At 73.3% G+C, this 22,149-nt stretch carries 13 protein-coding genes and 1 pseudogene; 7 read left to right on the top strand and 7 right to left on the bottom strand.

Translation table 11 applies throughout. The features are described 5' to 3' along the window. Positions 1-699: 699 nt before the first annotated feature. Positions 700-1,134 (top strand): annotated as a pseudogene (locus tag OG618_RS14070) (universal stress protein); the annotation flags it as partial. Positions 1,135-1,396: 262 nt separating this feature from the next. Here the strand turns inward: OG618_RS14070 and OG618_RS14065 are convergent. The 4 genes from OG618_RS14065 to OG618_RS14050 all read right to left on the bottom strand — a co-directional run bounded on the left by OG618_RS14065 (position 1,397) and on the right by OG618_RS14050 (position 8,153). Beyond that, positions 1,397-2,587 (bottom strand): acyl-CoA dehydrogenase family protein, encoded by a 1,191-nt coding sequence (locus tag OG618_RS14065; RefSeq protein WP_329487752.1) that lies wholly within the window; start codon positions 2,585-2,587, stop codon positions 1,397-1,399. A gap of 179 nt (positions 2,588-2,766) precedes the next feature. After that, positions 2,767-3,753, bottom strand: coding sequence for a hydroxymethylglutaryl-CoA lyase (locus OG618_RS14060; RefSeq protein ID WP_329487751.1), 987 nt, complete (start codon positions 3,751-3,753; stop codon positions 2,767-2,769). Beyond that, positions 3,750-6,137, bottom strand: coding sequence for an acetyl/propionyl/methylcrotonyl-CoA carboxylase subunit alpha (locus OG618_RS14055; protein ID WP_329487750.1), 2,388 nt, complete (start codon positions 6,135-6,137; stop codon positions 3,750-3,752). Before OG618_RS14055 ends, OG618_RS14060 begins: the two co-directional genes overlap by 4 nt. Positions 6,138-6,419: 282 nt before the next feature. Next, positions 6,420-8,153, bottom strand: a complete 1,734-nt coding sequence (locus OG618_RS14050) for a carboxyl transferase domain-containing protein (protein WP_329487749.1) — start codon at positions 8,151-8,153, stop codon at positions 6,420-6,422. Between the two features lie 133 nt (positions 8,154-8,286). On the opposite strand from OG618_RS14050, the gene OG618_RS14045 reads away from it, so the two are divergent. Both OG618_RS14045 and OG618_RS14040 read left to right on the top strand, forming a co-directional pair. After that, a complete protein-coding gene (locus OG618_RS14045) occupies positions 8,287-8,943 on the top strand; it encodes a TetR/AcrR family transcriptional regulator (protein ID WP_329487748.1) in 657 nt (218 codons plus the stop codon). 602 nt (positions 8,944-9,545) lie between these two features. Then, complete coding sequence (locus OG618_RS14040) at positions 9,546-13,397, top strand: ABC transporter ATP-binding protein (protein WP_329492104.1); 3,852 nt, start codon at positions 9,546-9,548, stop codon at positions 13,395-13,397. Positions 13,398-13,445: 48 nt separating this feature from the next. Here OG618_RS14040 and OG618_RS14035 read toward each other — a convergent pair whose 3' ends face one another. Further along, positions 13,446-14,450 carry an ATP-grasp domain-containing protein gene (locus OG618_RS14035; protein ID WP_329487747.1) on the bottom strand — a complete coding sequence of 335 codons (1,005 nt, stop codon included), beginning with the start codon at positions 14,448-14,450 and terminating at the stop codon, positions 13,446-13,448. Between the two features lie 188 nt (positions 14,451-14,638). Between OG618_RS14035 and OG618_RS14030 the strand changes: the two genes are divergently transcribed. Continuing rightward, on the top strand, positions 14,639-15,169 hold the full coding sequence (locus OG618_RS14030) for an NUDIX hydrolase (protein ID WP_329487746.1): 531 nt from the start codon (positions 14,639-14,641) through the stop codon (positions 15,167-15,169). Between the two features lie 84 nt (positions 15,170-15,253). Here OG618_RS14030 and OG618_RS14025 read toward each other — a convergent pair whose 3' ends face one another. Both OG618_RS14025 and OG618_RS14020 read right to left on the bottom strand, forming a co-directional pair. Beyond that, positions 15,254-16,636 (bottom strand): hypothetical protein, encoded by a 1,383-nt coding sequence (locus OG618_RS14025; RefSeq protein WP_329487745.1) that lies wholly within the window; start codon positions 16,634-16,636, stop codon positions 15,254-15,256. Positions 16,637-16,778: 142 nt separating this feature from the next. Beyond that, complete coding sequence (locus OG618_RS14020; RefSeq protein WP_329487744.1) at positions 16,779-17,879, bottom strand: ABC transporter substrate-binding protein; 1,101 nt, start codon at positions 17,877-17,879, stop codon at positions 16,779-16,781. Between the two features lie 441 nt (positions 17,880-18,320). On the opposite strand from OG618_RS14020, the gene OG618_RS14015 reads away from it, so the two are divergent. The 3 genes from OG618_RS14015 (at position 18,321) to OG618_RS14005 (ending at position 22,133) form a co-directional block, all read left to right on the top strand. Then, positions 18,321-19,778 carry an APC family permease gene (locus OG618_RS14015; protein ID WP_329492103.1) on the top strand — a complete coding sequence of 486 codons (1,458 nt, stop codon included), beginning with the start codon at positions 18,321-18,323 and terminating at the stop codon, positions 19,776-19,778. Between the two features lie 175 nt (positions 19,779-19,953). Continuing rightward, positions 19,954-21,078 carry a tryptophan--tRNA ligase gene (gene trpS / locus OG618_RS14010; RefSeq protein ID WP_329487743.1) on the top strand — a complete coding sequence of 375 codons (1,125 nt, stop codon included), beginning with the start codon at positions 19,954-19,956 and terminating at the stop codon, positions 21,076-21,078. Between the two features lie 98 nt (positions 21,079-21,176). Continuing rightward, entirely contained in the window at positions 21,177-22,133 is a 957-nt protein-coding gene (locus tag OG618_RS14005; protein WP_329487742.1) for a S66 peptidase family protein, read from the top strand. Positions 22,134-22,149 lie beyond the last annotated feature (16 nt).

Here is a 22,149-nt window from a genome sequence, read left to right as displayed (position 1 = left end):
GCCGGTTGCCGGTGTCGGGCGGCGACGGATCGTTGTCGATCAATGACAGTCCGGTCACGGTGTCCCGGTGGCCTGTTGCATCGCTCCGTTCGCTCAGTCAAGCTCCAGAGACCCTCCTTTGCCGGAGGGGGCGCGACCGCGCGCTGGCAGGGGGCGCATCGCCGGCGGCGGGCGCATCCTCCATTCGCGGTAACAAAGCCGTTCCGAGGCTTTGCCGCTGGGCTGAGCCTCCTGCCCGTCGTACTCTGAAAGGAACAGGTCACAAACGGTGGTGCTCGGCGCAGACCGACGTCTTCCCGCGTGCGGGCCTGCTGCCCGGGCAGCGTTGTCCTCTCTTGTCGGCCCATCTTCCTCGAAGAGCCTTGAGCCATGGCTGGTTTTGAGTCCTCCCGACCGGTTGAACCGGATGCGGTCCGCAGCGCGGGCGCAGTGCCCGGGGGAGACAGTGGTTGTGCACAGACCGGAGTCGGCGCGGACCCTGATGTGGGCGCGGACGCCGTGGATATCCGGGGATTCTCCCGCCTGCTTCGCGCTATCGCGCGCCGGGACCGCTCCGGCTCCCGCCAGCAGCGAGGCGACCACCGGCCCGACCCGGCGGAGTCCGCGATGACGGGCCGCCTGGGGCCGGGTGCCGACCACCCGGGAGGCTCCGGCCTGCCGAGCGCCGCCGGCGAACCCGGGGTGCAGCAGAAGCCCGGCGGCTCGTGTGACCCCGCCTTCCAGCACGGCGTGGTGGTGGGATTCGACGGCTCGCTGTCGAGCGAGCGTGCCCTGGCCTATGCGGTGGGCATGGCTCGTCGCTCGAATTGCGGGCTGGTGATCGTACACGTGGCCAATCGCCTGCCGGCCACGGTGTGGGCGGGCTGCGAACCTCCCGTCTTCGTCGACCTTCCCGATCACCGGACCGAGGTGCTCGGTCTGGAGCTCGCCTGCGCGGACTTCCTCGCCGGGGTGCCCTGGATCCTGGTCGAGCGGGGCGGCGACATCTGCCATGAGATCGAGGAGGTCGGCCGCGAGTACGCCGCGGACGCGATCGTCGTCGGCAGCACGCACGGCCTGCTCGGCAAGATCTTCGGATCGGTCTCCGGTCGGCTGGCCCGTCGCGCCAACCGTCCGGTGATTGTGATTCCCTGACGGTTCATCGGCTATGAGGGTGCCTGCCGTCGTCGTCGACGCGTCCGCCCGCCGTGCTTTCGTCCGGTGCCTCGGGTGCCTCCTCTCCGGTGGTCCGAATGTCATGGATCTCTGACGACTGCCGTGAAGGACAGGGTGGCCTGCCCGGGCCCCACTGTCTCTCCTGTCTCTCGGCGGCGTCTCTCGGCCTGCCGGTGCACCGGCAGGCCGAGAGACGGGGAGCCGAGGGCGCCGGCGGCGCCCCGGAGCTGGTGCGGGTGCCTCAGGAGGTGACGCCGAGCTCACGGGCGATGAGCATGCGCTGCACCTCCGAAGTGCCCTCCCCGATCTCCAGGATCTTGGAGTCACGCCAGAAGCGCGCGACCGGGAATTCGTTCATGAAGCCGTACCCGCCGTGGATCTGGGTCGCCTCACGGGCGTTGTCGACGGCGGCCTCGGACGAGTACAGCTTGGCGATCGCGGCCTCCTTCTTGAACGGTTCGCCGTGCAGCAGCCGGGATGCGGCGTCCCGCCAGGCCAGGCGGGAGGTGTGGGCGCGCATCTCCATGTCGGCGAGCTTGAACTGGATGGCCTGGTTGGCGCCGATAGGACGGCCGAAGGCCCGGCGCTGGCCGGCGTAGAGGACTGACTGGTCGACGCACCCCTGGGCCAGGCCGGTGGCCAGGGCTGCGATCGCGATGCGGCCCTCGTCGAGGATCCGCAGGAACTGGGCGTAGCCGCGGCCGCGCTCGCCCAGCAGGTTGGCCGCGGGAACGCGGCAGTCGGTAAAGGACAATTCGCGGGTGTCGGATGCGTTCCACCCGACCTTCGAGTACTTCTTGGACACCTGGAACCCCGGGGTTCCGGTGGGCACGATGATGGAAGAGATTTCCCGCCGTGGCGAGGGGAATTCGCCCTCTTCACTCGAACGAGCGATCGGTTCGGTGAGCGCGGTGACGGTGACCAGGCCGGTGATCTCGGTACCGGAGTTGGTGATGAAGCACTTGGTGCCGTTGATGACCCACTCGTCGGTGGCCTCGTCGTAGCGCGCCGTGGTGCGGGTCGCGCCGGCGTCGGAGCCGCCCTCGGGCTCGGTCAGGCCGAACGCCCCGAGCAACTCGCCGGAGGTCAGCCGCGGCAGCCACTCGCGCTTCTGCTCCTCCGTCCCGAAGCGGTAGATCGGCATCGCGCCGAGCGAGACCGCGGCCTCCAGGGTGATCGCCACCGAGGAGTCGACCCGGGCGAGCTCCTCCAGGACCAGGCAGAGCGCGAAGTAGTCGCCGCCCATGCCCCCGTACTCCTCGGAGAACGGCAGGCCGAAGAGGCCCATCCGCCCCATCTCACGGACGATCTCGTAGGGGAACTCGCCCTGCTCGTAGAACTCGCCGATCTTCGGCGCGACCACGTCCTGGGCGAACTCGGCGACGGTGCGCCGCAGCTCCTCGTACTCGCTGTTCAGCCGGTGATCGAGCATGGTGATCCTCCTGGGGCCCGGCCGGGGTGGCCGCGGGCGTGATCGGGATGACCGCATGTCGGTCCGATGATGTGACGGACATGCGGGCTGTCGAGCGGGTCGGGTGGTACGGAGAGATCCGGCCGGACCGGGTCGCGGCCGACGCGGGTCCTCGCGGGGTCTCGAAGCGTGCGGGGCGGTCAGTCCCGGCCGTCGCCGAGCAGCGCCTGGACGGTGCGCGACGGGCTCGGCCGGCCGAGTTGCCGCGCCATCCAGCCACTGGTGGAGACGAGGGCGCGGAGGTCGACGCCGGTCCGGATGCCGAGGCCGTGCAGCATCCAGACCAGGTCCTCGGTGGCCAGGTTGCCGGTGGCGCTCTTGGCGTACGGGCAGCCGCCCAGGCCGCCGGCCGAGGCGTCGACCGTGGTCACGCCACCGCGCAGGGCGGCCAGGGTGTTGCTGAGCGCCTGGCCGTAGGTGTCGTGGAAGTGCACCGCGAGCCTGTCGACCGGGACTCCGGCCCGGCCGAAGCCGTCCAGCAGCGCGGTGACCTGGCCCGGGGTGGCGACGCCGATGGTGTCGCCGAGGCTCAGTTCGGTGCAGCCCATCTCCAGCAGCCGCACGCCGAAGCGGATCACCTGCTCGGCCGGGACCGGGCCCTCCCACGGGTCGCCGAAGCACATCGAGAGGTAGCCGCGCACGCGGACGCCGGCGCCGGTGGCGCGTTCCACCACCGGGCGGAACATCGCCATCGCCTCGTCCGCCGAGCGGTTGAGGTTGCGGCGGGCGAAGGTCTCGGTGGCGCTGGCGAACACCGCGATGTCGGTGGCGTGGTGGGCGAGCGCGCGGTCCAGCCCGCGCTCGTTGGGCACCAGGACCGGCAGTCGCAGCCCGGGGTGGCGGGCGGGCAACCCGGCCAGCCGGGGCGCCAGTTCCTCGGCGTCGGCGAGCTGGGGCACCCACTTCGGGTGGACGAAGCTGGTGGCCTCCACCGTGCGCAGGCCCGCGCCGGCGAGCCGGGCGATGAACTCGGCCTTGACCTCCACGGGGACGAGGGCGCTCTCGTTCTGCAGGCCGTCGCGCGGCCCGACCTCGTGGATCCGGACCTCCTCGGGCAGGCCCGCGTCGCGGACCTCGGCGGGCAGGCCCAGGTCGAGCGCGTCGGGCTCGGGCGCGGCGGCGGTCATGACCGCACCTCGGCGGCGACCGCACCGAGCGCCGGGCCGTCCGCGGGCGATCCGGCGGAGGCCGGTCCGCCCTTCCCCGGTTCCTCCCCGCCCGGTCCGTCCTCGGCCGGGGCGACCACGACCAGCAGCTCCTCCATCGCCACCGTGGCTCCCGCGGTGGCCCGCAGCTCGCTCACGGTGCCGTCGTGCGGGGCGGCGATCACGTGTTCCATCTTCATGGCCTCCAGGACGAGCAGCGGTTGGCCCTTGCGGACCAGCTCGCCGGCCGTGGTCTTCACGACGGTGACCGTGCCGGGCATCGGGGCGGTGAGGGCGCCGTGGTGGGCCGCGCCGGCGGTGGTGCTCTCGCCGACCGGGTCGTAGCCGTGCACCGGCCAGGCGTCGCCGTCGATCCCGAGCCAGGTCACCGGGCCGGTGGCCGTGCCGGGGGCGCCGTCGGCGGCCAGGGCGAACGTCGTCTGGAGCCCGTCGGCGGTGAGGTGCAGCCGGTCGCCCGACCGGACGGCCCGGGCCCGGTGGACCGGTCCGGAGCCGAGCCGGATGTCCACCTCACGGGTGACGCCCGGGGGAATGTCAGTGGCCTCGGCTACGTTGCCGACGGTGATCGGACGGATGCTCACCGACACCGGGTCCTGGCCGGGGGTACGGAGTCGATGGGTGGTCCAGGCCGCTTGGCCGCCGATGCGCCAGCCGGAGGGAAGGGAGAAGGGGTCGGTCCAGCCGTCGCCGTCGGCGGTGGGAGTGAGGCTCAGGTGCCGCGCGAGCGCGGCCGCGTAGTAGAGGAGGTGGGCGGGCGTCGGAGCCTCGGTAGGCCGGGGCTCGGTGCCCCCGGCGGCTTCGTCGGAGTGGCCGGGGTCTGCGTCGGCGGTGCCGGTGTCGGCGGTCGGAGCGGTGGAGGCCGCGTTGGCCGGAGCGTAGGGCGAGGCGAGCAGTGCGGGCTGCTGCTGCGCCGTCTGCTCCACTAGCCCGGTGTCGAGGCGGCCGGCGACGACATCGGGGTGGGCGAGCAGTCGCCGCAGGAAGCCCGTGTTGGTGGTCACGCCCAGGATCCGGGTGTCGGCCAGCGCGGCGCGGAGCCGGCGCAGCGCGGTCGGGCGGTCGGGCCCGTACGCGATGACCTTGGCGAGCATGGGGTCGTAGGAGCTGGTGATCTCGGTGCCCGGGGCGACACCCGAGTCCACCCTGATGCCTTCGCCCTGCGGCTCGTCGAGGGCGAGGATGCGTCCACCGGTGGGGAGGAAGTCCCGCTCCGGGTCCTCCGCACAGATCCGGGCCTCGATGGCGTGGCCCAGGAAGGAGATGTCCGGCTGGGTGAAGGTGAGGCGCTCGCCCGAGGCGATCCGCAGCTGCCACTCGACCAGGTCCAGTCGTCGCTGCTGGGTGCCGCCCGTCCCGGCGGAGCCGTCGGTGGTGCCGCTGACGGCCACGGCGAGTTCGGTGACGGGGTGTTCGACCTGGAGGCGGGTGTTCATCTCCATGAAGAAGAAGTCCCGTACCCCCTCGGTGGGGACGGGGGAGTCCGGGTCGAGGCCGGGGACGATGAACTCCACGGTGCCGGCCCCGGTGTAGCCGCAGGACTCCGCGGCGCGGACGGCGGCTGCGCCCATCGCGGCGCGGGTCTCGGCATTGAGCAGAACGGAGGGTGCTTCTTCGATCAACTTCTGGTGGCGGCGCTGCAGGCTGCACTCGCGCTCGCCGAGGTGGACGGTGGTGCCGTGGGCGTCGGCGAGCACCTGGACCTCGATGTGGCGCGGCCGGTCGACCCACCGCTCCAGCAGCAGGGTGTCGTCGCCGAAGGCGGTGCGGGCGACCCGCCGGGCGGCGGCGATCTCGGTCGGCAGCTCGGCCCGGTCCCGCACCAGGCGCATGCCCTTGCCGCCGCCCCCGGCGGACGGCTTGAGCAGCACGGGGAAGCCGATCTCGTCGGCGGCCGCGACGAGTTCCCCGTCGGTGGGCGCGGTGGCTTCGCTGCCCGGGACCACCGGTACGCCGGCGGCCCGTACGGCCTCCTTGGCGTTGATCTTGTCACCCATCAGCTCGACCGCAGCGGGAGGAGGACCGATGAAGACCAGGCCCGCGTCGGCGCAGGCGCGCGCGAAGGAGGAGTTCTCGGCGAGGAAGCCGTAGCCGGGGTGAACGGCCTGGGCACCGGTGCGGCGGGCCGCGGCGAGGATCTGGTCGGTCCGCAGGTACGTCTCGGTGGCCGAGCTGTCACTGCGGTCGGCCGGTCCGAGCCGTACCGCGACATCGGCCTCGCGGACGTGCGGTGCGTCGGCGTCCGCGTCGCTGAAGACGGCGACGGAGCGCACGCCGAGCCGCCGCAGGGTGCGGATCACCCGGACGGCGATCTCGCCACGGTTGGCGACCAGAACTGTGTCGAACATGGGAGGCGATCCTCCGGGTCGAGGGGAGCCGTGCGAAGGAGGTGGTGGGAGGCGGCAGCAGCAGCGACGCGTCGTGCGCGGCCGGGCGGGCCGCCGTCGGGCCGGGCCTGGCCCGGGTCGGCACGCCCGGTGCGGCACGCGGGCCGACGAGCGGGCCGACGAACAGGCCGACGAGCGGGTCGAGCGGTCCGGCGGCTCGGGTCTGGTGGGTGTGCCGGGCCCGGGAGGGCCGCTCGTCCGGAGGAGGCTCCGTGGTGACGCGCGGCCCTGCCCGGGCGGCCGTCACATCCGGAAGACGCCGTACGGGCCGGGCGGCGGGAGCGGGGCGTTGGCGCAGGCGGTGAGGGCGAGTCCGAGGACGGTGCGGGTGTCCATCGGGTCGATCACTCCGTCGTCCCAGAGCCGTGCGGTGGCGTAGTAGGCGTTCCCCTGGCGGTCGTACTGCTCCCGGACGGGGCGCTTGAACTCCTCCTCCGCCTCGGTGGGCCAGGACTCGCCGTGGGCTTCGAGCTGGTCTCGCCGGACGGTCGCCAGCACCGAGGCGGCCTGCTCGCCGCCCATCACGGAGATCTTCGCGCCCGGCCACATCCACAGGAAGCGGGGCGAGTAGGCCCGGCCGCACATCGAGTAGTTGCCGGCCCCGTACGAGCCGCCGATCACCACCGTCAGCTTCGGGACGCGGGTGGAGGCGACGGCGTTCACCATCTTGGCGCCGTGCTTGGCGATGCCGCCCGCCTCGTACTGCCGCCCGACCATGAAGCCGGTGATGTTCTGGAGGAAGAGGAGGGGGATGCCCCGCTGGTCGCACAACTCGATGAAGTGGGCACCCTTGAGGGCGGACTCCGCGAAGAGCACACCGTTGTTGGCGACGATGCCGACGGGGTGGCCGTGGATCCGGGCGAACCCCGTCACCAGGGTCGCGCCGTACTCGGCCTTGAACTCGGCGAACCGGCTGCCGTCGACCAGCCGCGCGATCACCTCGCGGACGTCGTACGGCGTCCGGGGGTCGACCGGGACGGCTCCGTACAGACCCGCCGGGTCGACGGTGGGCGGCTCGGCCGGGGCCAGCGGCCACGGCCTGGCCGCGCGCGGGCCCAGTCCGGCGACGATGGTGCGCACGATGGAGAGGGCGTGGGCGTCGTCCTCGGCCAGGTGGTCCGTCACGCCGGAGGTGCGGGAGTGGAGGTCGCCGCCGCCGAGCTCCTCGGCGGTCACCACCTCGCCGGTGGCGGCCTTCACCAGCGGCGGTCCGCCGAGGAAGATGGTGCCCTGGTTGCGGACGATGACGGCCTGGTCGCTCATCGCCGGTACGTACGCGCCGCCCGCCGTGCAGGAGCCGAGCACGGCGGCGATCTGCGGGATCCCGGCGGCGGAGAGGCGGGCCTGGTTGTAGAAGATCCGGCCGAAGTGGTCGCGGTCCGGGAAGACCTCGTCCTGCATCGGCAGGAAGGCGCCGCCGGAGTCCACCAGGTAGACGCAGGGGAGCCGGTTCTCCAGCGCGACCTCCTGGGCGCGCAGGTGCTTCTTCACCGTCATCGGGTAGTAGGTGCCGCCCTTGACGGTGGCGTCGTTGGCGACGACGACCACCTCGCGCCCGGCGACCCGGCCGATGCCCGCGATCACGCCGGCCGCCGGAGCGGCTCCGTCGTACATCCCGTCGGCCGCCAGCGGCGCCAGTTCGAGGAACGGCGAGGCCGGGTCGAGCAGCGTGTCCACCCGGTCGCGGGGGAGCAGTTTGCCGCGGGCGGTGTGGCGCGCCCGGGCCTTGGCCCCGCCGCCGAGTGCGGCCGCGGCGAGCTTCTCGCGCAGCTCGCCGACCAGCGCACGATGGGCCTCGGTGTTGGCCCGGTAGGCCTCCGAGCCCGGGTCGGCGGCGGTGCCGAGCCGGGGGGCGGGCGCGGCGGCGCCCGGTGGAACGGCTCCGGCGGCCGCGCCGTTCGTCGCGCCGCCCGCCGTGGTTCCGGCCGCTGCGCCGCCGTGGAAGCCGGTGGGTGCACCGGCGGTGGAGATGACCATTCCAAGAGCTCCCTTGCTCTCGGCACCAGGTGGGCAGCAGAGCCCGGGTGTGCCTGCGACCCCCACGTTAATGAGCGTTAACTCGTGCCGCCCAGGTTAACGGGCGATAACCCGACTGTCTACGATGGGCAGCATGCCGAACGTCCCGGGCGCCTCCGCGCTCCCACGCCGTGACCAGATCCGCAGGGAGGCCGCGCGGCTGTTCGCCGCCCGGGGCTTCCTGGGCGTGGGTGTCGACGAGATCGGCAAAGCCGTCGGCATCAGCGGGCCGGGGCTCTACCGGCACTTCGCCGGCAAGGACGCGATGCTCGCCGATCTCCTGATCGGCATCAGTGAGCGCCTCCTGGAGGAGGGCCGCCGCCGGGCGGGTGGCGGCGACGGCGGCGCCGAGGCGCTGGACGCCCTGATCAGGGGGCATGTCGACTTCGCGCTGGACGACCGCGACCTGATCACCCTGCACGACCGTGAGCTGCTGAACCTCAAGGACGAGGACCGCCGGACGGTCCGCCGGCTCCAGCGCGGCTACGTCGAACTGTGGGTGGACGTGGTCCGCCGGGCCCATCCGTCGCTGGCCGTGCCCGATGCCGAGCCGGTGGCGCGGGCCGCGGTGCACGCCGTCTTCGGGCTGATCAACTCGACTCCGCACAGCCTCGGCCCGAGTCCCGCCCAGGAGGACCGCGGCGCGCAGGAGGACCGCGCCGCCCTCCAGCGCGACAGCATGGCCGCCCTGCTGCACAGCCTGGCGCACGGCGCCTTCTCGGCGGCCGCCGGCACGGCCGCGCGCAGCTGAATCGAGCGGCGCGGGCGGCCGGGCCGGCCGGGGGCGGCCGGGAGGGCCGCCCGGTCGTGCGCCGTCGCACCGAACGGTCCGACGACAAGCGGTCGACGGCAAGCGCTCGACGGGGCCGGGCCGGGTCCGGCTGACCACCCGCCGGACGACCGGGGTCGGGCGTCCGGCCTAGGCCCAAAGGACGGCGCCGGGCTGCGTCGGTGGCCGGTGGGCGTTCGGCGCGATCTCGTTCACCCTGGAGGGTGACGGCCGAGGCGCGCGCCCCGGCCGGGAATCACCGCAGGCCGCAGGCTGTTGGTTCCTCAGCCGGGCCGGTTCACCCGGCCTGCCCTGGCCTGAAAGTCCATGGCGGCCACCGGACGAAATGGTTAGCATCCCTAAATATGCCTGAGACTCATGGATCTACGGTGGAGCTTTCCCCGAGCGGCACCCGGACCGGCCCGCGAGGCACGAAGGGGCGGCGGGGCGGAACCGGCCTGCCCGGCGGCAAGCACGGCGGGCAGGCCGCGGCCGGAGCCCGGCCGGACGGCGCCGGGGCCCCGGCCGACGGCGGCGGGAGCCCGGGCGAGGGTTCGGCCGCCGGCGGGACCGGCACGGGCTGGCTGCGCCGGCTGATCGGCTACTGCTGGCGCTCGCGGCGGAGCGTGCTGCTCGCCTTCGGCGCCTCGATCGTCGGAATGGCCGTCACGGCGCTGGTGCCGCTGGTCACCAAGTTGATCATCGACGACGTCATCACCGCGCACACCCGCTCGCTGGCGCCGTGGGCCGTGGTGCTGCTGGCGGCGGCCGCCCTGGTGTTCGCCTGCACCCAGGTCCGCCGCTACTACGGGGGCCAGCTCGCCCTCGACGTCCAGCACGACCTGCGCAGCGACCTCTTCCGTTCGCTCGGCCGGCTCGACGGCCACCGGCAGGACCGCCTCGACACCGGCCAGGTGGTCGGCCGGGCCACCTCCGACCTCCAGCTGATCAACGGCCTGCTCTCGATGCTGCCGATGATGACCGGCTACCTGCTGATGTTCGTCATGTCGCTGGCCGTGATGCTCTGGCTGTCGCCGCCGCTCACCCTGATCGCGCTGGTCATGGGCCCGGCGCTGTGGTGGGTCTCGGTCCTGAGCCGCAAGCGGCTGTTCCCCGCCACCTGGGCGGCCCAGCAGGAGGCGGCCGCCGTCGCGGGTGTGGTTGACGAGTCGGTCGGCGGCGTCCGGGTGGTCAAGGGCTTCGGCCAGGAGTCCCAGGAGCTGGACAAGCTGGCGGCGGCCTCGCACAACCTGTTCGCGGCCCGGCTCCGGTCGATCCGGCTCAACAGCCGCTACAACCCGGCGATGCAGGCGATCCCGGCGCTCGCCCAGGTCGCGGTGCTGGCCTTCGGCGGCTGGCTGGCGGTCGAGGGCCAGGTCACCCTCGGCACCTTCGTCGCCTTCTCCACCTACGTCGCGCAGATGACCGGTCCGGTCCGGATGCTGACCATGGTCATCACCGTCGGCCAGCAGGCCCGGGCCGGTGTGGAGCGGGTGCTGCAGCTGATCGACGAGCGGCCGCTGGTGCAGGAGCGCCCGGACGCCGTCACCCTCGACTTCACCCGCGCCGACGGCCTCCACCCGTCCCACGACGGCGCCGGACCGACGCCGGCCGCCGCCGACCGCTTCGGGCGGCCCGTCGGCCCCCGGACCGCCGAGGTGGCGCTGGAGTTCGACCAGGTCGAGTTCCGCTACGACCCCGAGCACCCCGCCCCCGTCCTGCACGGGCTCACCCTGAAGCTCGCCCCCGGCGAGACGCTGGCCCTGGTCGGCGCGTCCGGCTCGGGCAAGTCGACGGTGGCGCAGCTGGTTCCCCGGTTCTACGACCCGGCGGGCGGCACGGTCCGGCTCTACGGCCACGACCTGCGCGACCTCACCCTCGACTCGGTGCGGTCGGCCGTCGGCATCGTTCCCGAGGAGAGCTTCCTGTTCTCCGAGACGGTCCGCACCAACATCGCGTACGGGCGGCCGGACGCCACCGACGAGCAGGTCGTGGCGGCCGCCCGGGCCGCGCAGGCGGACGAGTTCGTCCGGGAGCTGCCCGACGGGTACGCGACCAAGGTCGGTGAGCAGGGCCTGACCCTCTCCGGCGGCCAGCGCCAGCGCATAGCCCTGGCCCGGGCGATCCTCACCGACCCGCGGATCCTGCTGCTCGACGACGCCACCTCGGCGGTCGACCCGCAGATCGAGGCGGAGATCCACGACGCCCTGCGGTCGGTGATGGCCGGCCGCACCACACTGCTGATCGCGCACCGCCGGTCGACCCTCCAGCTGGCCGACCGGATCGCGGTCCTGGACCACGGCCGCCTGCTGGACATCGGTACGCACGAGGAACTCGACGCCCGATGTCCCCAGTACCGCGTCCTGATCTCCGACCCCGAGGCCGGCCGGACCAAGCCCCCGACCGCCATCGCCGCCGGGGCCGTCACCGCCGAGTCCGACACCGAGGCCGAGACCGAGTCCGAGCCCCGGACGGGCGCCCCCGCACAGCCGCCCGCCGTCACCCCGCCGACGCCCGCCCTGCCGACGCCCGCCCTGCCGACGCCCGCGCTGGCCAAGGCGGCCCGCACCGCGGACCCCGCCCTCCTCGACAAGGTCGCCGCCCTCCCGCCGGCCACCGACACCCCGGCGGTCGCCCGGGCCGAGGCCGAGGCCGGCGACCCGGACTTCAGCCTCCGCCGCCTGCTGCGCCCCTTCCGCCGCCCGCTCGCCCTCGCGCTGCTCCTGGTCACCCTGGACGCGGGCGCCGGGCTGGTGCTGCCGATCCTGATCCGGCACGGCATCGACGACGGCGTGAGCAAGGGCCTGATGTCGGGCGTCGCCGCCGCCTCGCTGGTGGCGCTGGTGATCGTGCTGTTGGACTGGCTGGTGCAGAGCGCCGAGAGCCGGGTCAGCGGCCGCACCGGCGAGCGGGTGCTCTACACCCTCCGGCTCAAGATCTTCGCGCACCTCAACCGGCTCGGCCTGGACTACTACGAGCGCGAGCTGTCCGGCCGGATCATGACCCGGATGACCACCGACCTGGACTCGCTGACCTCCTTCCTGCAGACCGGGGTGGTCACGGCGGTGGTCAGCCTGCTGACGTTCCTCGGCATCTTCGCCGCCCTGCTGATCATCGACGCGGGCCTGGCCCTGGTGGTCTTCGCCGTGCTGCCGCTGCTGGTGGTGGCGACGCTGGTGTTCCGCAAGAAGTCCAAGACGCAGTACGAGATCTCCCGAGACCTGATCAGCACGGTCAACGCCGACCTCCAGGAGAACGTCGCGGGCATGCGGATCGTCCAGGCCTTCCGTCGGCTGGACGCCAACACCGATCGCTTCGTCGCCCGGGGGATGGCCTACCGCGAGGCCCGGGTGCGGGCGCAGCTCTACATCTCGCTGTACTTCCCGTTCGTGCAGTTCCTCTCCAGCGTCGCCGCCGCACTGGTACTGATCGTGGGGGCCTCGCGGGTCGACGCCGGGACGCTGACGGTCGGCGCCCTGGTGGCGTACCTGCTCTACATCGACCTCTTCTTCGCACCGGTCAACCAGCTCTCGCAGGTGTTCGACGGCTACCAGCAGGCCGCCGTCGGCCTGGGCCGCACGCGTGAGCTGCTGCGGACCCCGACCACCACCGCCGAGGCCGTCGATCCGGTGCCGGTGACGGCGGCGCTGCGCGGCGAGATCGAGTTCGTGGGCGTCGGCTTCGCCTACAACGGCGGCGCCGACGGGGCCCGGGAGGTGCTCACCGGAGTGGATCTCCGGATACCCGCCGGCCAGACGGTGGCGCTGGTCGGTGAGACGGGCGCCGGCAAGTCGACCCTGGTCAAGCTGGTTGCCCGGTTCTACGACGCGACCTCCGGCACCGTCCGGGTGGACGGCGTCGACTTGACCAGGTACGACCTCGCGCAGTACCGCCACCGGCTCGGTGTCGTGCCGCAGGAGGCCTACCTGTTCGCGGGCACGGTGCGCGAGGCGATCGCGTACGGCCGACCCTCGGCCACGGCGGCCGAGGTGGAGGCGGCGGCCCGGGCGGTCGGTGCGCACGACATGATCCGCCACCTGTCCGACGGGTACGACCACGAGGTCACCGGCCGTGGGCGGAACCTCTCGGCGGGGCAGCGCCAGCTGATCGCGCTGGCCCGGGCCGAACTGGTCGACCCGGACATCCTGCTCCTGGACGAGGCCACCGCCGCGCTCGACCTGGCCACCGAGGCGGCGGTCAACCACGCGGCGGACCGGCTCAGCGGCGGCCGCACCACGCTGGTCATCGCCCACCGCCTCACCACCGCGGAACGCGCCGACCGGGTCGTCGTCCTGGACCACGGCAGGGTGGTCGAGGACGGCACGCACACCGAACTGCTCGCGCGGGGAGGCGTGTACACGCGGCTCTGGCAGGCGTTCATCGCCGACAAGCACCCGGTGCCCGACGAGGCGGCGGGCCAGGTCCTCGGCCGCTGAGCCTCCCGGTCCCGCAGTCCGCCGCCCGGCCCTCGCGCCGAACCGGCGTCAGGCCGCGATCAGCGAGGTGAGCAGCGCGGAGGCGTCGATCCCGCGCGGCAGGTCGCTGACCTGACCGTCACCCACCTCCACCACCCGCCAGCCGGAGCCGTCGGCCCGGCTGGCGAGGTCGGTGGTGACGAAGCGGCAGCCGAGGGCTCGGACCAGCGGCCGGACGTCGGTGAGGTCCGGTTCGGCCGACTGGCCGGGCGTGTCCGGATGGGGCCCGACCAGCACGGGTTCGCCGTCCAGCCACCAGACCCGGGCCTCCACCGTCCGCTCGTCGCCGCCCCGGCGGGCCCCGGAGGCACCGCCGCTCGCGCCTCCCCCCGGTTCGTCCGGTCCGTCCCCGTTCCCGCCGTCCCCGTTCCCGCCGCTCCCGTTCCGCCCGCTCCCGGCGCCCCCGGCCCGTCGGAACTCCTCGTACCGGCGCAGCACCACGCCGCCGGTGAGGTACTCGCCCTGCAACTCGACGAAGCGCGCCACCACCCGCCCGACGGCGGCCAGGTCGGCCATGTCGGGGACGTAGCAGGCCTCGTGCCACTCGTGCTTCCGGGACTTCACGTAGTCCTTGACGATCGCCGGACCACGCCCGCCGAGCCGCTCGACGGCGGCGGCGAGTTCCGCCGGCTCCGGCCGGGCCGCCGTCCGCACCGGAATCCAGACGCTCGGCGGTGTCGCCCCCTCGAACACCCCGTACCAGCCGGGCAGTTCGTGCGCCGAGGCATACCCGGCCGCGCTGGTCAGCAGATGGGCGCCGCGCCCGGCCAGCGCCCGGGCGAAGGCCGCGTAGTCGGCCGACGGAACCATCCAACCCCGGTACCAGAGCGGGCCGCAGTCCCGCGGTACCTGACGGACCGCCTCCTCCGCGTTCCCCGCGAGCAGTGCGTCGTGGTCGACGAGGTACAGCTCACCACCCAGGCCCCGCAGGACACGGGCCTCCCAGGCGAAGTGCGGATCGGGCCGGTGCGGGTTGAGCGGGTCGGCCGGGAAGATGAGCGCGGGTGCGGGCATGGGCGTCAGGCTACGTCCACCGGCCGTTTCCGGCGGCGCCAACACCCCTTCTCCGCCAGGGCGATGCCGTCCCGCGGCCCACAGTCCGTCCGACGCCGCACCACCCGCAGTCCGTCCGACGCCGCCCGCCCATCGACCCGCCCGCAATCCGTTCGACGCAGCCGGGCCCGAACTGGGAAGGTGACCCGATGCGAAATCTGTGGCATCGCGCGAAGCGAACCCCGAGGCAGGCCGCCCGGACGGTGGTACTCGCCGAGAACGGGTCGGTCTTCCTCCTCCGCTCGGACAACAGCGAGGTCGGCGTCCACTGGACCATGCCCGGCGGCGGCATCGAGAAGGACGAGACGCCGTGGACCGGCGCCCGTCGTGAGCTCTGGGAGGAGACCGGCTGGACCGATCTCGAACCCGGTCCGTTGCTCTGCACCTGGGAACACGACTTCACCTGGCACGGCATACCCGTCCGCCAGCACGAGCACATCTACCTGACCAGCGGGCCGCACCGGGAGCCGGTGGGCGACCTCAGCGCGATGCACGCCGCCGACCGGATCCTCGACTGGCGCTGGTGGACGGCCGACGACCTCACCGACGAAGACGCCGACGCGGTCTGGCCCCCTCGGCTCGCGGAGCTGCTGGCCGAGGTCCGGGAGGGCTGGCTGGCCGACCGCCGCGAGCCGGTGCCCGTCGAGTTCGGCTACGTCCCGAACGCGCCGAGGGTCTGACGCGCCCGACGCCTCGGCGTCATGGACGAGGCGGCGCCCCTGGCGGCCGGCCCGGCGGCTCCCGACGGCGCCCGTCCCCCGCCGCTACGAGGGCTGCTGCTGCCCGCCGCGTCGGCCCGCCCGCCCGGCCGGGCCGACCTGCCAGCCGTGCAGGTCGAGCTCCCGGTCGTGCAGCGCGCCGGGGTTGATCAGCACCGAGAGCTGCGCGGAAGCCAGCTGGTCGAGGGCGAGGCCGGTGGCGGACAGCAGTTGGTCGGTCGACACCGAGACGGCGATGGCGGGTCGCCAGCCCGGCAGGACTACCAGACTGGTGCCGGGGCTGATGCGCACGGGCTCGGCCGCCACCCGGACCGGCCGCCGTTCTTCGGGGCGGCCGACGGCCTCGGGGAGCTGCGGGGTGCCGCCGATCAGGATGCCCAGCGGCGTCTCGGCGCTCCCGCCGGGAGCGCCCCCGCCGGTGGCGTTCCCGGCGGTGGCGTTCCCGGCGTTACCGTCCGCCTCCTCACCGGCGCCGGCCACCGGCCCCGCTGCCCCGACGAGCGGGTCGGGGGTCGTCGGCGGCAGGAGGAGCGCAGGAGCGGCGGCCCCGGCGCCGGAAGCCTCCAGCGGCCGGTCCGGTCCGGGGGCCTCCGGGTGCATCCGGCGTAGCCGCCGGGAGGGGGAGGGCCGCTTGGACAGGACGGTCCGCAGCTCCGCCTGAGCGGCCCGGAGCACGGGGACGCTGCGTTCCTCCGTCGGCTCCGGCGCCCGGAGCCGTACGAACGCCTCCGGGCCGGTGGTGGAGGCGGTCCGGGGCTCGTCCGTCGTTCCCGCTTCGGTGCCTCCGAGGGCTTCGGCGAGCAGCGCGCGGACCTCGGCGACCGGCCGACGACAGGCGGCGGCCAGCTCGGCGAGCGAGCGGCCCTGGCCGTGGGCGGTGCGCAGCCGGTCGGCCAGCCCCGCGCGAAGCCGGGCGGCCGTCTGTCCGTTCGCGTCGACGGCACGCCCGGCGTCACCCGGGCCATCGCCGCCGACACCGCCGACACCGCGTCTACCGGCGCCTTCACCAGGGCCTTCAGCAGCGCCGGTGCCGGAGTCCCGGACGTCCTCCCCGTCGGTCCCACCGCCCCGGGGCCGGGGCACGGACCCGTCGGAGGAGGCCCCGCCGGTGCCGTGGTCGCCGGCCGGGGCCGCCATCGTGCAGCGCGAGTCCACGGCTGCGGTGCTCGCCCCGGTTCCCGGTATGTCCTCGGTGGCAGGCACCCGGCGGGACCCGTGGGACGCGCAGGACACGATTCCGTCGGACGCACCGCCCCCGGACGCACCGCCCCCGGGTACGCCGCCCCCGGACGCACCGCCCCCGGGCACGTCGACCGCGGGCACGCCGACCGCGAGCGCGCCGACCGCGAGCGCGCCGACGGAGGACGCGCCGGCGGTGGGTGGGCCGGACGGGGGCAGGTCGGCGGCGTTCTGATGGAGCGTGGTCATCGGCAGGTGCCCTTCGGGGTACGGTCCCGATGATCCTCCCGCACCCCGGGACCAGCTCCAAGCGCCTTACCGGCGGGTGTGTGCGAGGACACCGCCCTGGTCAGCTCCGCTCCCGCCCGGTCGCCCGCCGTGCCGCCCGGGCTCAGGTGCCCGGTGCGACGAACCCCTTGAGGTCGGCCAGCACGGCATTGGCCGCCAGGACGCCGAGCCCGAGGAACCAGGTCTCGTCCGAAACCGGCCGCGCCTGGCCGGACTTGGTCGCCGAGAGGGTCTTCCAGAGCGCGCCGCCGAGCACCGCGTCCTGGTTGGTGGAGCTGGGGCTGCCGTACACGCCGTAGAAGATCCAGTCGGCGTCGGCCTTGTCGATCTGCTCGGGGCTGATCTCGACCGCGAGTTCCTTGACCTGCTCGATCTTGGGCTGCGGCAGCGGCACGTCGGTGAGGATGGTGCCGATGAAGGAGAGCTCCGCGTAGAGCCGGGTCTTGCCGGGCATGAAGCGCAGCGGCGTGATGGTGGGCCGCTTGTCGCCCAGCCCGGCGCCGATCGCGGTGGCCGCGGCCTGGTACGCGTCGAGCTGGGCCTGGGCCTGCGCCTCCAGGCCGAACGGCGCGGCGTTGAGCTTGAAGTTCTGCTTCCAGGGGTAGCCCGGGCGCAGCGAGAAGACGGTCGGCGCGATCTTGGAGAGCTGCGCGTACTGGTCCTGCGCGCGCAACTGGCTGCCGAGGATCAGGTCGGGCTTGAGCGCGGCGATGGCCTCCAGGTTGAGGCTGTTGATGGTGCCGACGGCGGCCGGGCTGCCGACCGCGTCCTTGAGGTAGGCCGGCATGCTCTTGGAACCGTCGGTGTAGACGACGCCGACCGGCTGGATGCCCAGGGCGACGACGTTGTCGAGCTCGCCGGTGTCCAGCACCACGACCCGGACCGGCTTGGCCGGGATGACGGTCTCGCCCATGGCGTGCTTGACGGTGCGCGGGTAGACGCCGGGGGCGGCGTCGGTGCCGAAGTCCTTCATCTTCTCGATCACGGCGGCGTAGTCGTCGCCGCCCTGCTTGACCGACTTCTGGTTCGGCGAGGAGCCGGACGAGGCCTGCGCCGACCCGCTCGCGGCTCCGCCGGAGCTGCCACAGGCGGTGAGCAGCCCGCCGAGGCCGAGGACGGCACCACCGGTGAGCCCGGCGGCGAGGAACCGCCGGCGGGACGGGGTGCGGCTGACGAGGGTCCGGTCGGCGGGGTGGGGGGCCACGCGACGCTCCTTCTCGATCGATCAATGTTAGGTGAGGCAAACCTATCCGACGGTTCGGACCGGATCGATCGAGGGTTCGGGATGCGGGGGAGAAATCGTCTCAGCCCATGACATAAGGGATAAATCAAATCGCCCTCAGTCCTTGGAAACCAAGGTACATGAGTCGAGCTGCCATGAATCCACCGCTCCGCGTCCATTTGCGACGAAGGAATCAAAGCGAGTGGCTCAGATCACCAAGGGTTGGCCTACACAACCTTCGACGCGTCCACCTAGGGTGCGCAGGTGTTTGATCAGCAGCTCTCAGAGCACGGAAGCAGCGGACGGGCAACGGCGCCCGCCGCTCCGCAGGGCGCCCCGGACAGTGGCGCCAGTGGTGGAGTCCCCGACCGGGGGGCGGCGGGGGCAGCGGGGGACAAGGGCCTACGGGGGAACTCGGTAGGCCTGTTGAGCAGCGTGGTCCTGGGCCTCTCCACGGTCGCCCCGGTCTACTGCCTGACCGCGACGCTGGGCCCGACGGTCACGGCCGTCGGCGTGCAGATGCCCGCGGTGTTCCTGGCCGGCTTCCTGCCGATGCTGCTCGTCGCGTTCGCCTACAAGGAGCTGAACAAGGACTTCCCGGACTGCGGCACGTCCTTCAGCTGGACGGTCCGGGCCTTCGGCCCCCGGGTCGGCTGGATGGCGGGCTGGGGCCTGACGGTCGCGACCATCATCGTGCTCTCCAACCTGGCCGGGGTGGCGACCGACTTCCTCTACCTGATGCTCGGTGAGATGACCGGCAGCGGCGGAATCGCCGAACTGAACGACAACAAGGCCGTTCACCTGCTCACCGTGGTCCTGCTGATCGCCGCCGCCACCGCGATGAGCTACCGGGGGATGACGGCCACCAAGTGGTTCCAGTACAGCCTGGTCGGCCTCCAGCTGGCCGTCCTGGTGCTCTTCTCGGCCATCGCCATCGACAAGGCCGCCGCCGGCGACCTGCCGCACTCGATCGGCTTCTCCGCCTCCTGGCTCGACCCGCTCCAGGTGAGCTCGTTCAGCGCGTTCACCGCCGGGCTGTCACTCTCGATCTTCATGTACTGGGGCTGGGACACCTGCCTCACCATGAACGAGGAGACCCTCGGCAGCGCCAAGACCCCGGGCCGGGCCGCGATGATCTCCATGGTCACCCTGGTGGGCTCGTACCTGCTGGTCGCGATCGCCGCCCAGATGTTCGCCGGCGTCGGCGCCACCGGTACCGGCCTCGGCAATCCGGATACCGCCGACAACGTCTTCTCCGCGCTGGCCCGGCCGGTGCTCGGCTCGCCGTGGAGCATCCTGCTCTTCCTGGCCGTCGTCGCCAGCGCCGCCGCCAGCCTGCAGACCACCTTCATCCCGGTGGCCCGCACCCTGCTCGCGATGAGCTCCTACCGGGCCGTGCCGCCGCGCTTCGGCACCGTGCACCCGCGCTTCCGCACCCCCGGCTACGCGACGGTCGCCGCCGGCGCCGCCACCGCGGTGTTCTACGTCGGAATGAGCCTGATCAGCGAGAACGTCGTCCAGGACACCATCCTGGCGCTCGGGCTGATGATCTGCTTCTACTACGCCCTGACCGCCTTCGCCTGCGTCTGGCACTTCCGCGCCTCGCTGCGCACCAGCCCGCGGAACCTCGTGCTGCGCGGCCTCGCACCCCTGCTCGGCGGGGTGCTGCTCGCGGGCGTCTTCCTGCAGACCCTCACCGACGCCTGGGACCCGGCGTACGGCAGCGGCGCCGTCCTCGGCATCGGCTCGGTGTTCGTCATCGGCGTCGGCATCCTGCTGCTCGGGGCGGTGCTGATGACCTGCTACGCCGCGTTCCGGCCCGAGTTCTTCCGCGGCGAGACCTTGCACGCGGGAACGCCCGCGCTGGTGGTGGAGGACTGACGCTATCCTCGAACGCATGAAGCGCTTCGCAGGTCTCGACTGGTGGCCGTCCTAGGACGGCCACCAGCCACGCCTGACCAGGGCCGTCCGGATGGACGGCCCTGTCGCGTTCTCCGACGGGACGGGCCCGGAACCCCGGACGGCCACCACCACCGCCGTTCCGAGGAGAGATCCGATGACCACCACCGTCCCCGCCACCACCTCCACCCATCCCGCCGTCGACCATCCGACCGTCGACCGGCCCGGCGTCGACCGGCCCGGCGCCGACCGGCCCGGCGCCGATCTGGACGAGCTGATCCGCCGGGACCCTGGCGCCCACCGTGTCCTGACAGGCGACCGCCCCACCGGCCCGCTCCACCTCGGCCACTACTTCGGCACCCTGCAGAACCGGGTCCGCCTCCAGCGCCTCGGCACCGAGATGTTCGTCGTGGTCGCCGACTACCAGGTCATCACCGACCGGGACGTCGCCGACCGCCTCGCCGAGCACACCGAGAACCTCGTCCTCGACTACCTGGCCGCCGGGCTCGACCCGGACCGCGCCACGATCTTCGCCCACAGCGCCGTCCCCGCCCTCAACCAGCTCCTGCTCCCCTTCCTCAGCCTGGTCAGCGTGGCGGAACTGGGCCGCAACCCCACCGTCAAGGACGAGATCGCCCACTCCGGCCAGTCCGCGGTGAACGGGCTGATGTTCACCTACCCGGTCCACCAGGCCGCCGACATCCTCTTCTGCAAGGCGAACGTCGTCCCGGTCGGCCAGGACCAGTTGCCCCACCTCGAAGTGGCCCGCACCGTCGCCCGCCGCTTCAACGAGCGCTACCCGCACCCGGACGGCACCGGTGTCTTCCCCCGCCCGGACGCCCTGCTGTCCGCCGCCCCCATGCTGCTCGGCACCGACGGCGGAAAGATGAGCAAGAGCCGTGGCAACGCCGTCGCGCTCTCCGCCACCGCCGACGCCACCGCCCGGCTGATCCGCGGCGCCAGGACCGACACCGACCGCCGGATCACCTATGACCCGGCCGCCCGGCCCGAGGTCTCCAGCCTGGTCCTGCTCGCGGCGCTCTGCCAGGACCGCGCACCGGAACTGGTCGCCGAGGAGATCGGTGACGGCGGCGCCGCCGCGCTGAAGCGCACGGTGACCGAGGCCGTCAACGAACGCTTCGGCCCGATGCGCGCCCGCCGCGAGGAACTCGCCGCCGACCGCGGGTACGTCCGACAGGTCCTGCGGGACGGTGCCGAACGGGCCAACGCCGTCGCCGACGCCACCCTCGCCGAGGTCAGGGCGGTGATGGGATCGGTCTGAACCGAACGGGGCATACCACCTCCGGGCGGCTCCGGCCGGTCTGAGCGCGCGTCACCCCTCCCCACAGCGCCACCCGCACCCCTGGAAGGATCCCGGCCATGGACCAGTACCCGACCACGCCCGGCCGCGGGCTGACCCGCCCGCCGCAGCTCCGTCCGGGGGACCACGTCGTCGTGGTCGCCCCCAGCAGCCCGATCGACCCCGAGCGGCTCACCGCCGGGTGCGCGATCCTGCGCTCCTGGGGGCTGCGGGTCACCGTCGCCCCGCACGTCCTCGACACCCATCCCACCCTCGGCCACCTGGCCGGCACCGACGCGGACCGGGCGGCGGACCTCCAGTCCGCCTGGCTCGACCCCACCGTCGACGCCGTCATCTGCGCCCGCGGCGGCTACGGCGTCCACCGCATGGTCGACCTGCTCGACTGGGACGCGATGCGCGCCGCCCCGCCCAAGGTGCTGGTCGGCTTCAGCGACGTCTCCTCCCTGCACGAGGCCTTCGCCCAGCGCCTCGGCGTGGCCACGCTGTACGGGCCGATGAGCTCCGGCGCCTCCTTCATCTCCGACGGACCGACGGCCGAGCACCTGCGGCGCACCCTCTTCGACCCCTCGGCCACGACGGTCCTCACCTCGGCCACCGCCTCGGCCCTTGTCCCCGGCCGGGCCCGCGGCATCACCGCCGGGGGCTGCGTACACGTCCTCACCGCCGAGCGCGGCACGCCCGCGGCCCGGCCGTCCTACGCCGGCAGCATCCTGCTCCTGGAGGACGTCAACGAGCATCCGTACCAGCTCGACCGCCTCTTCACCCAGCTGCTGCGCTCCGGCGCCTTCGAGGGGGTCGCGGGGATCGCCCTCGGCTCCTGGGAGGGCTGCGGCCGCCCCGAGCGGGTCCGGGAGCTCATGCTCGACCGGCTCGGGCCGCTCGGCGTCCCCGTCCTGTGGGAGCTGGGCTTCGGCCACTGCCCCTCCACCCTCACCGTCCCGCTGGGCCTGCCCGCCCTGCTCGACGCCGACGCCGGGACCCTCACCCTGGAGACGCCCGCACTCGCCGCCCGCTGAGGCCGGCCGCGCCGGG

The organism is Kitasatospora sp. NBC_01246 (assembly GCF_036226505.1).
GTDB lineage: Bacteria > Actinomycetota > Actinomycetes > Streptomycetales > Streptomycetaceae > Kitasatospora.
Note: the sequence above shows the minus strand (reverse complement) of the source record. Positions and strands in the feature narration are given on the sequence as shown.

What these genes read in the sequence shown, in the direction of transcription:
- OG618_RS14065 (WP_329487752.1), bottom strand. Translation starts at nt 2,587, where the DNA reads ATGCTCGATCACCGGCTGAACAGCGAGTACGAGGAGCTGCGGCGCACC.
- OG618_RS14060 (WP_329487751.1), bottom strand. Translation starts at nt 3,753, where the DNA reads ATGACCGCCGCCGCGCCCGAGCCCGACGCGCTCGACCTGGGCCTGCCC.
- OG618_RS14055 (WP_329487750.1), bottom strand. Translation starts at nt 6,137, where the DNA reads ATGTTCGACACAGTTCTGGTCGCCAACCGTGGCGAGATCGCCGTCCGG.
- OG618_RS14050 (WP_329487749.1), bottom strand. Translation starts at nt 8,153, where the DNA reads ATGGTCATCTCCACCGCCGGTGCACCCACCGGCTTCCACGGCGGCGCA.
- OG618_RS14045 (WP_329487748.1), top strand. Translation starts at nt 8,287, where the DNA reads ATGCCGAACGTCCCGGGCGCCTCCGCGCTCCCACGCCGTGACCAGATC.
- OG618_RS14035 (WP_329487747.1), bottom strand. Translation starts at nt 14,450, where the DNA reads ATGCCCGCACCCGCGCTCATCTTCCCGGCCGACCCGCTCAACCCGCAC.
- OG618_RS14030 (WP_329487746.1), top strand. Translation starts at nt 14,639, where the DNA reads ATGCGAAATCTGTGGCATCGCGCGAAGCGAACCCCGAGGCAGGCCGCC.
- OG618_RS14025 (WP_329487745.1), bottom strand. Translation starts at nt 16,636, where the DNA reads ATGACCACGCTCCATCAGAACGCCGCCGACCTGCCCCCGTCCGGCCCA.
- trpS (WP_329487743.1), top strand. Translation starts at nt 19,954, where the DNA reads ATGACCACCACCGTCCCCGCCACCACCTCCACCCATCCCGCCGTCGAC.
- OG618_RS14005 (WP_329487742.1), top strand. Translation starts at nt 21,177, where the DNA reads ATGGACCAGTACCCGACCACGCCCGGCCGCGGGCTGACCCGCCCGCCG.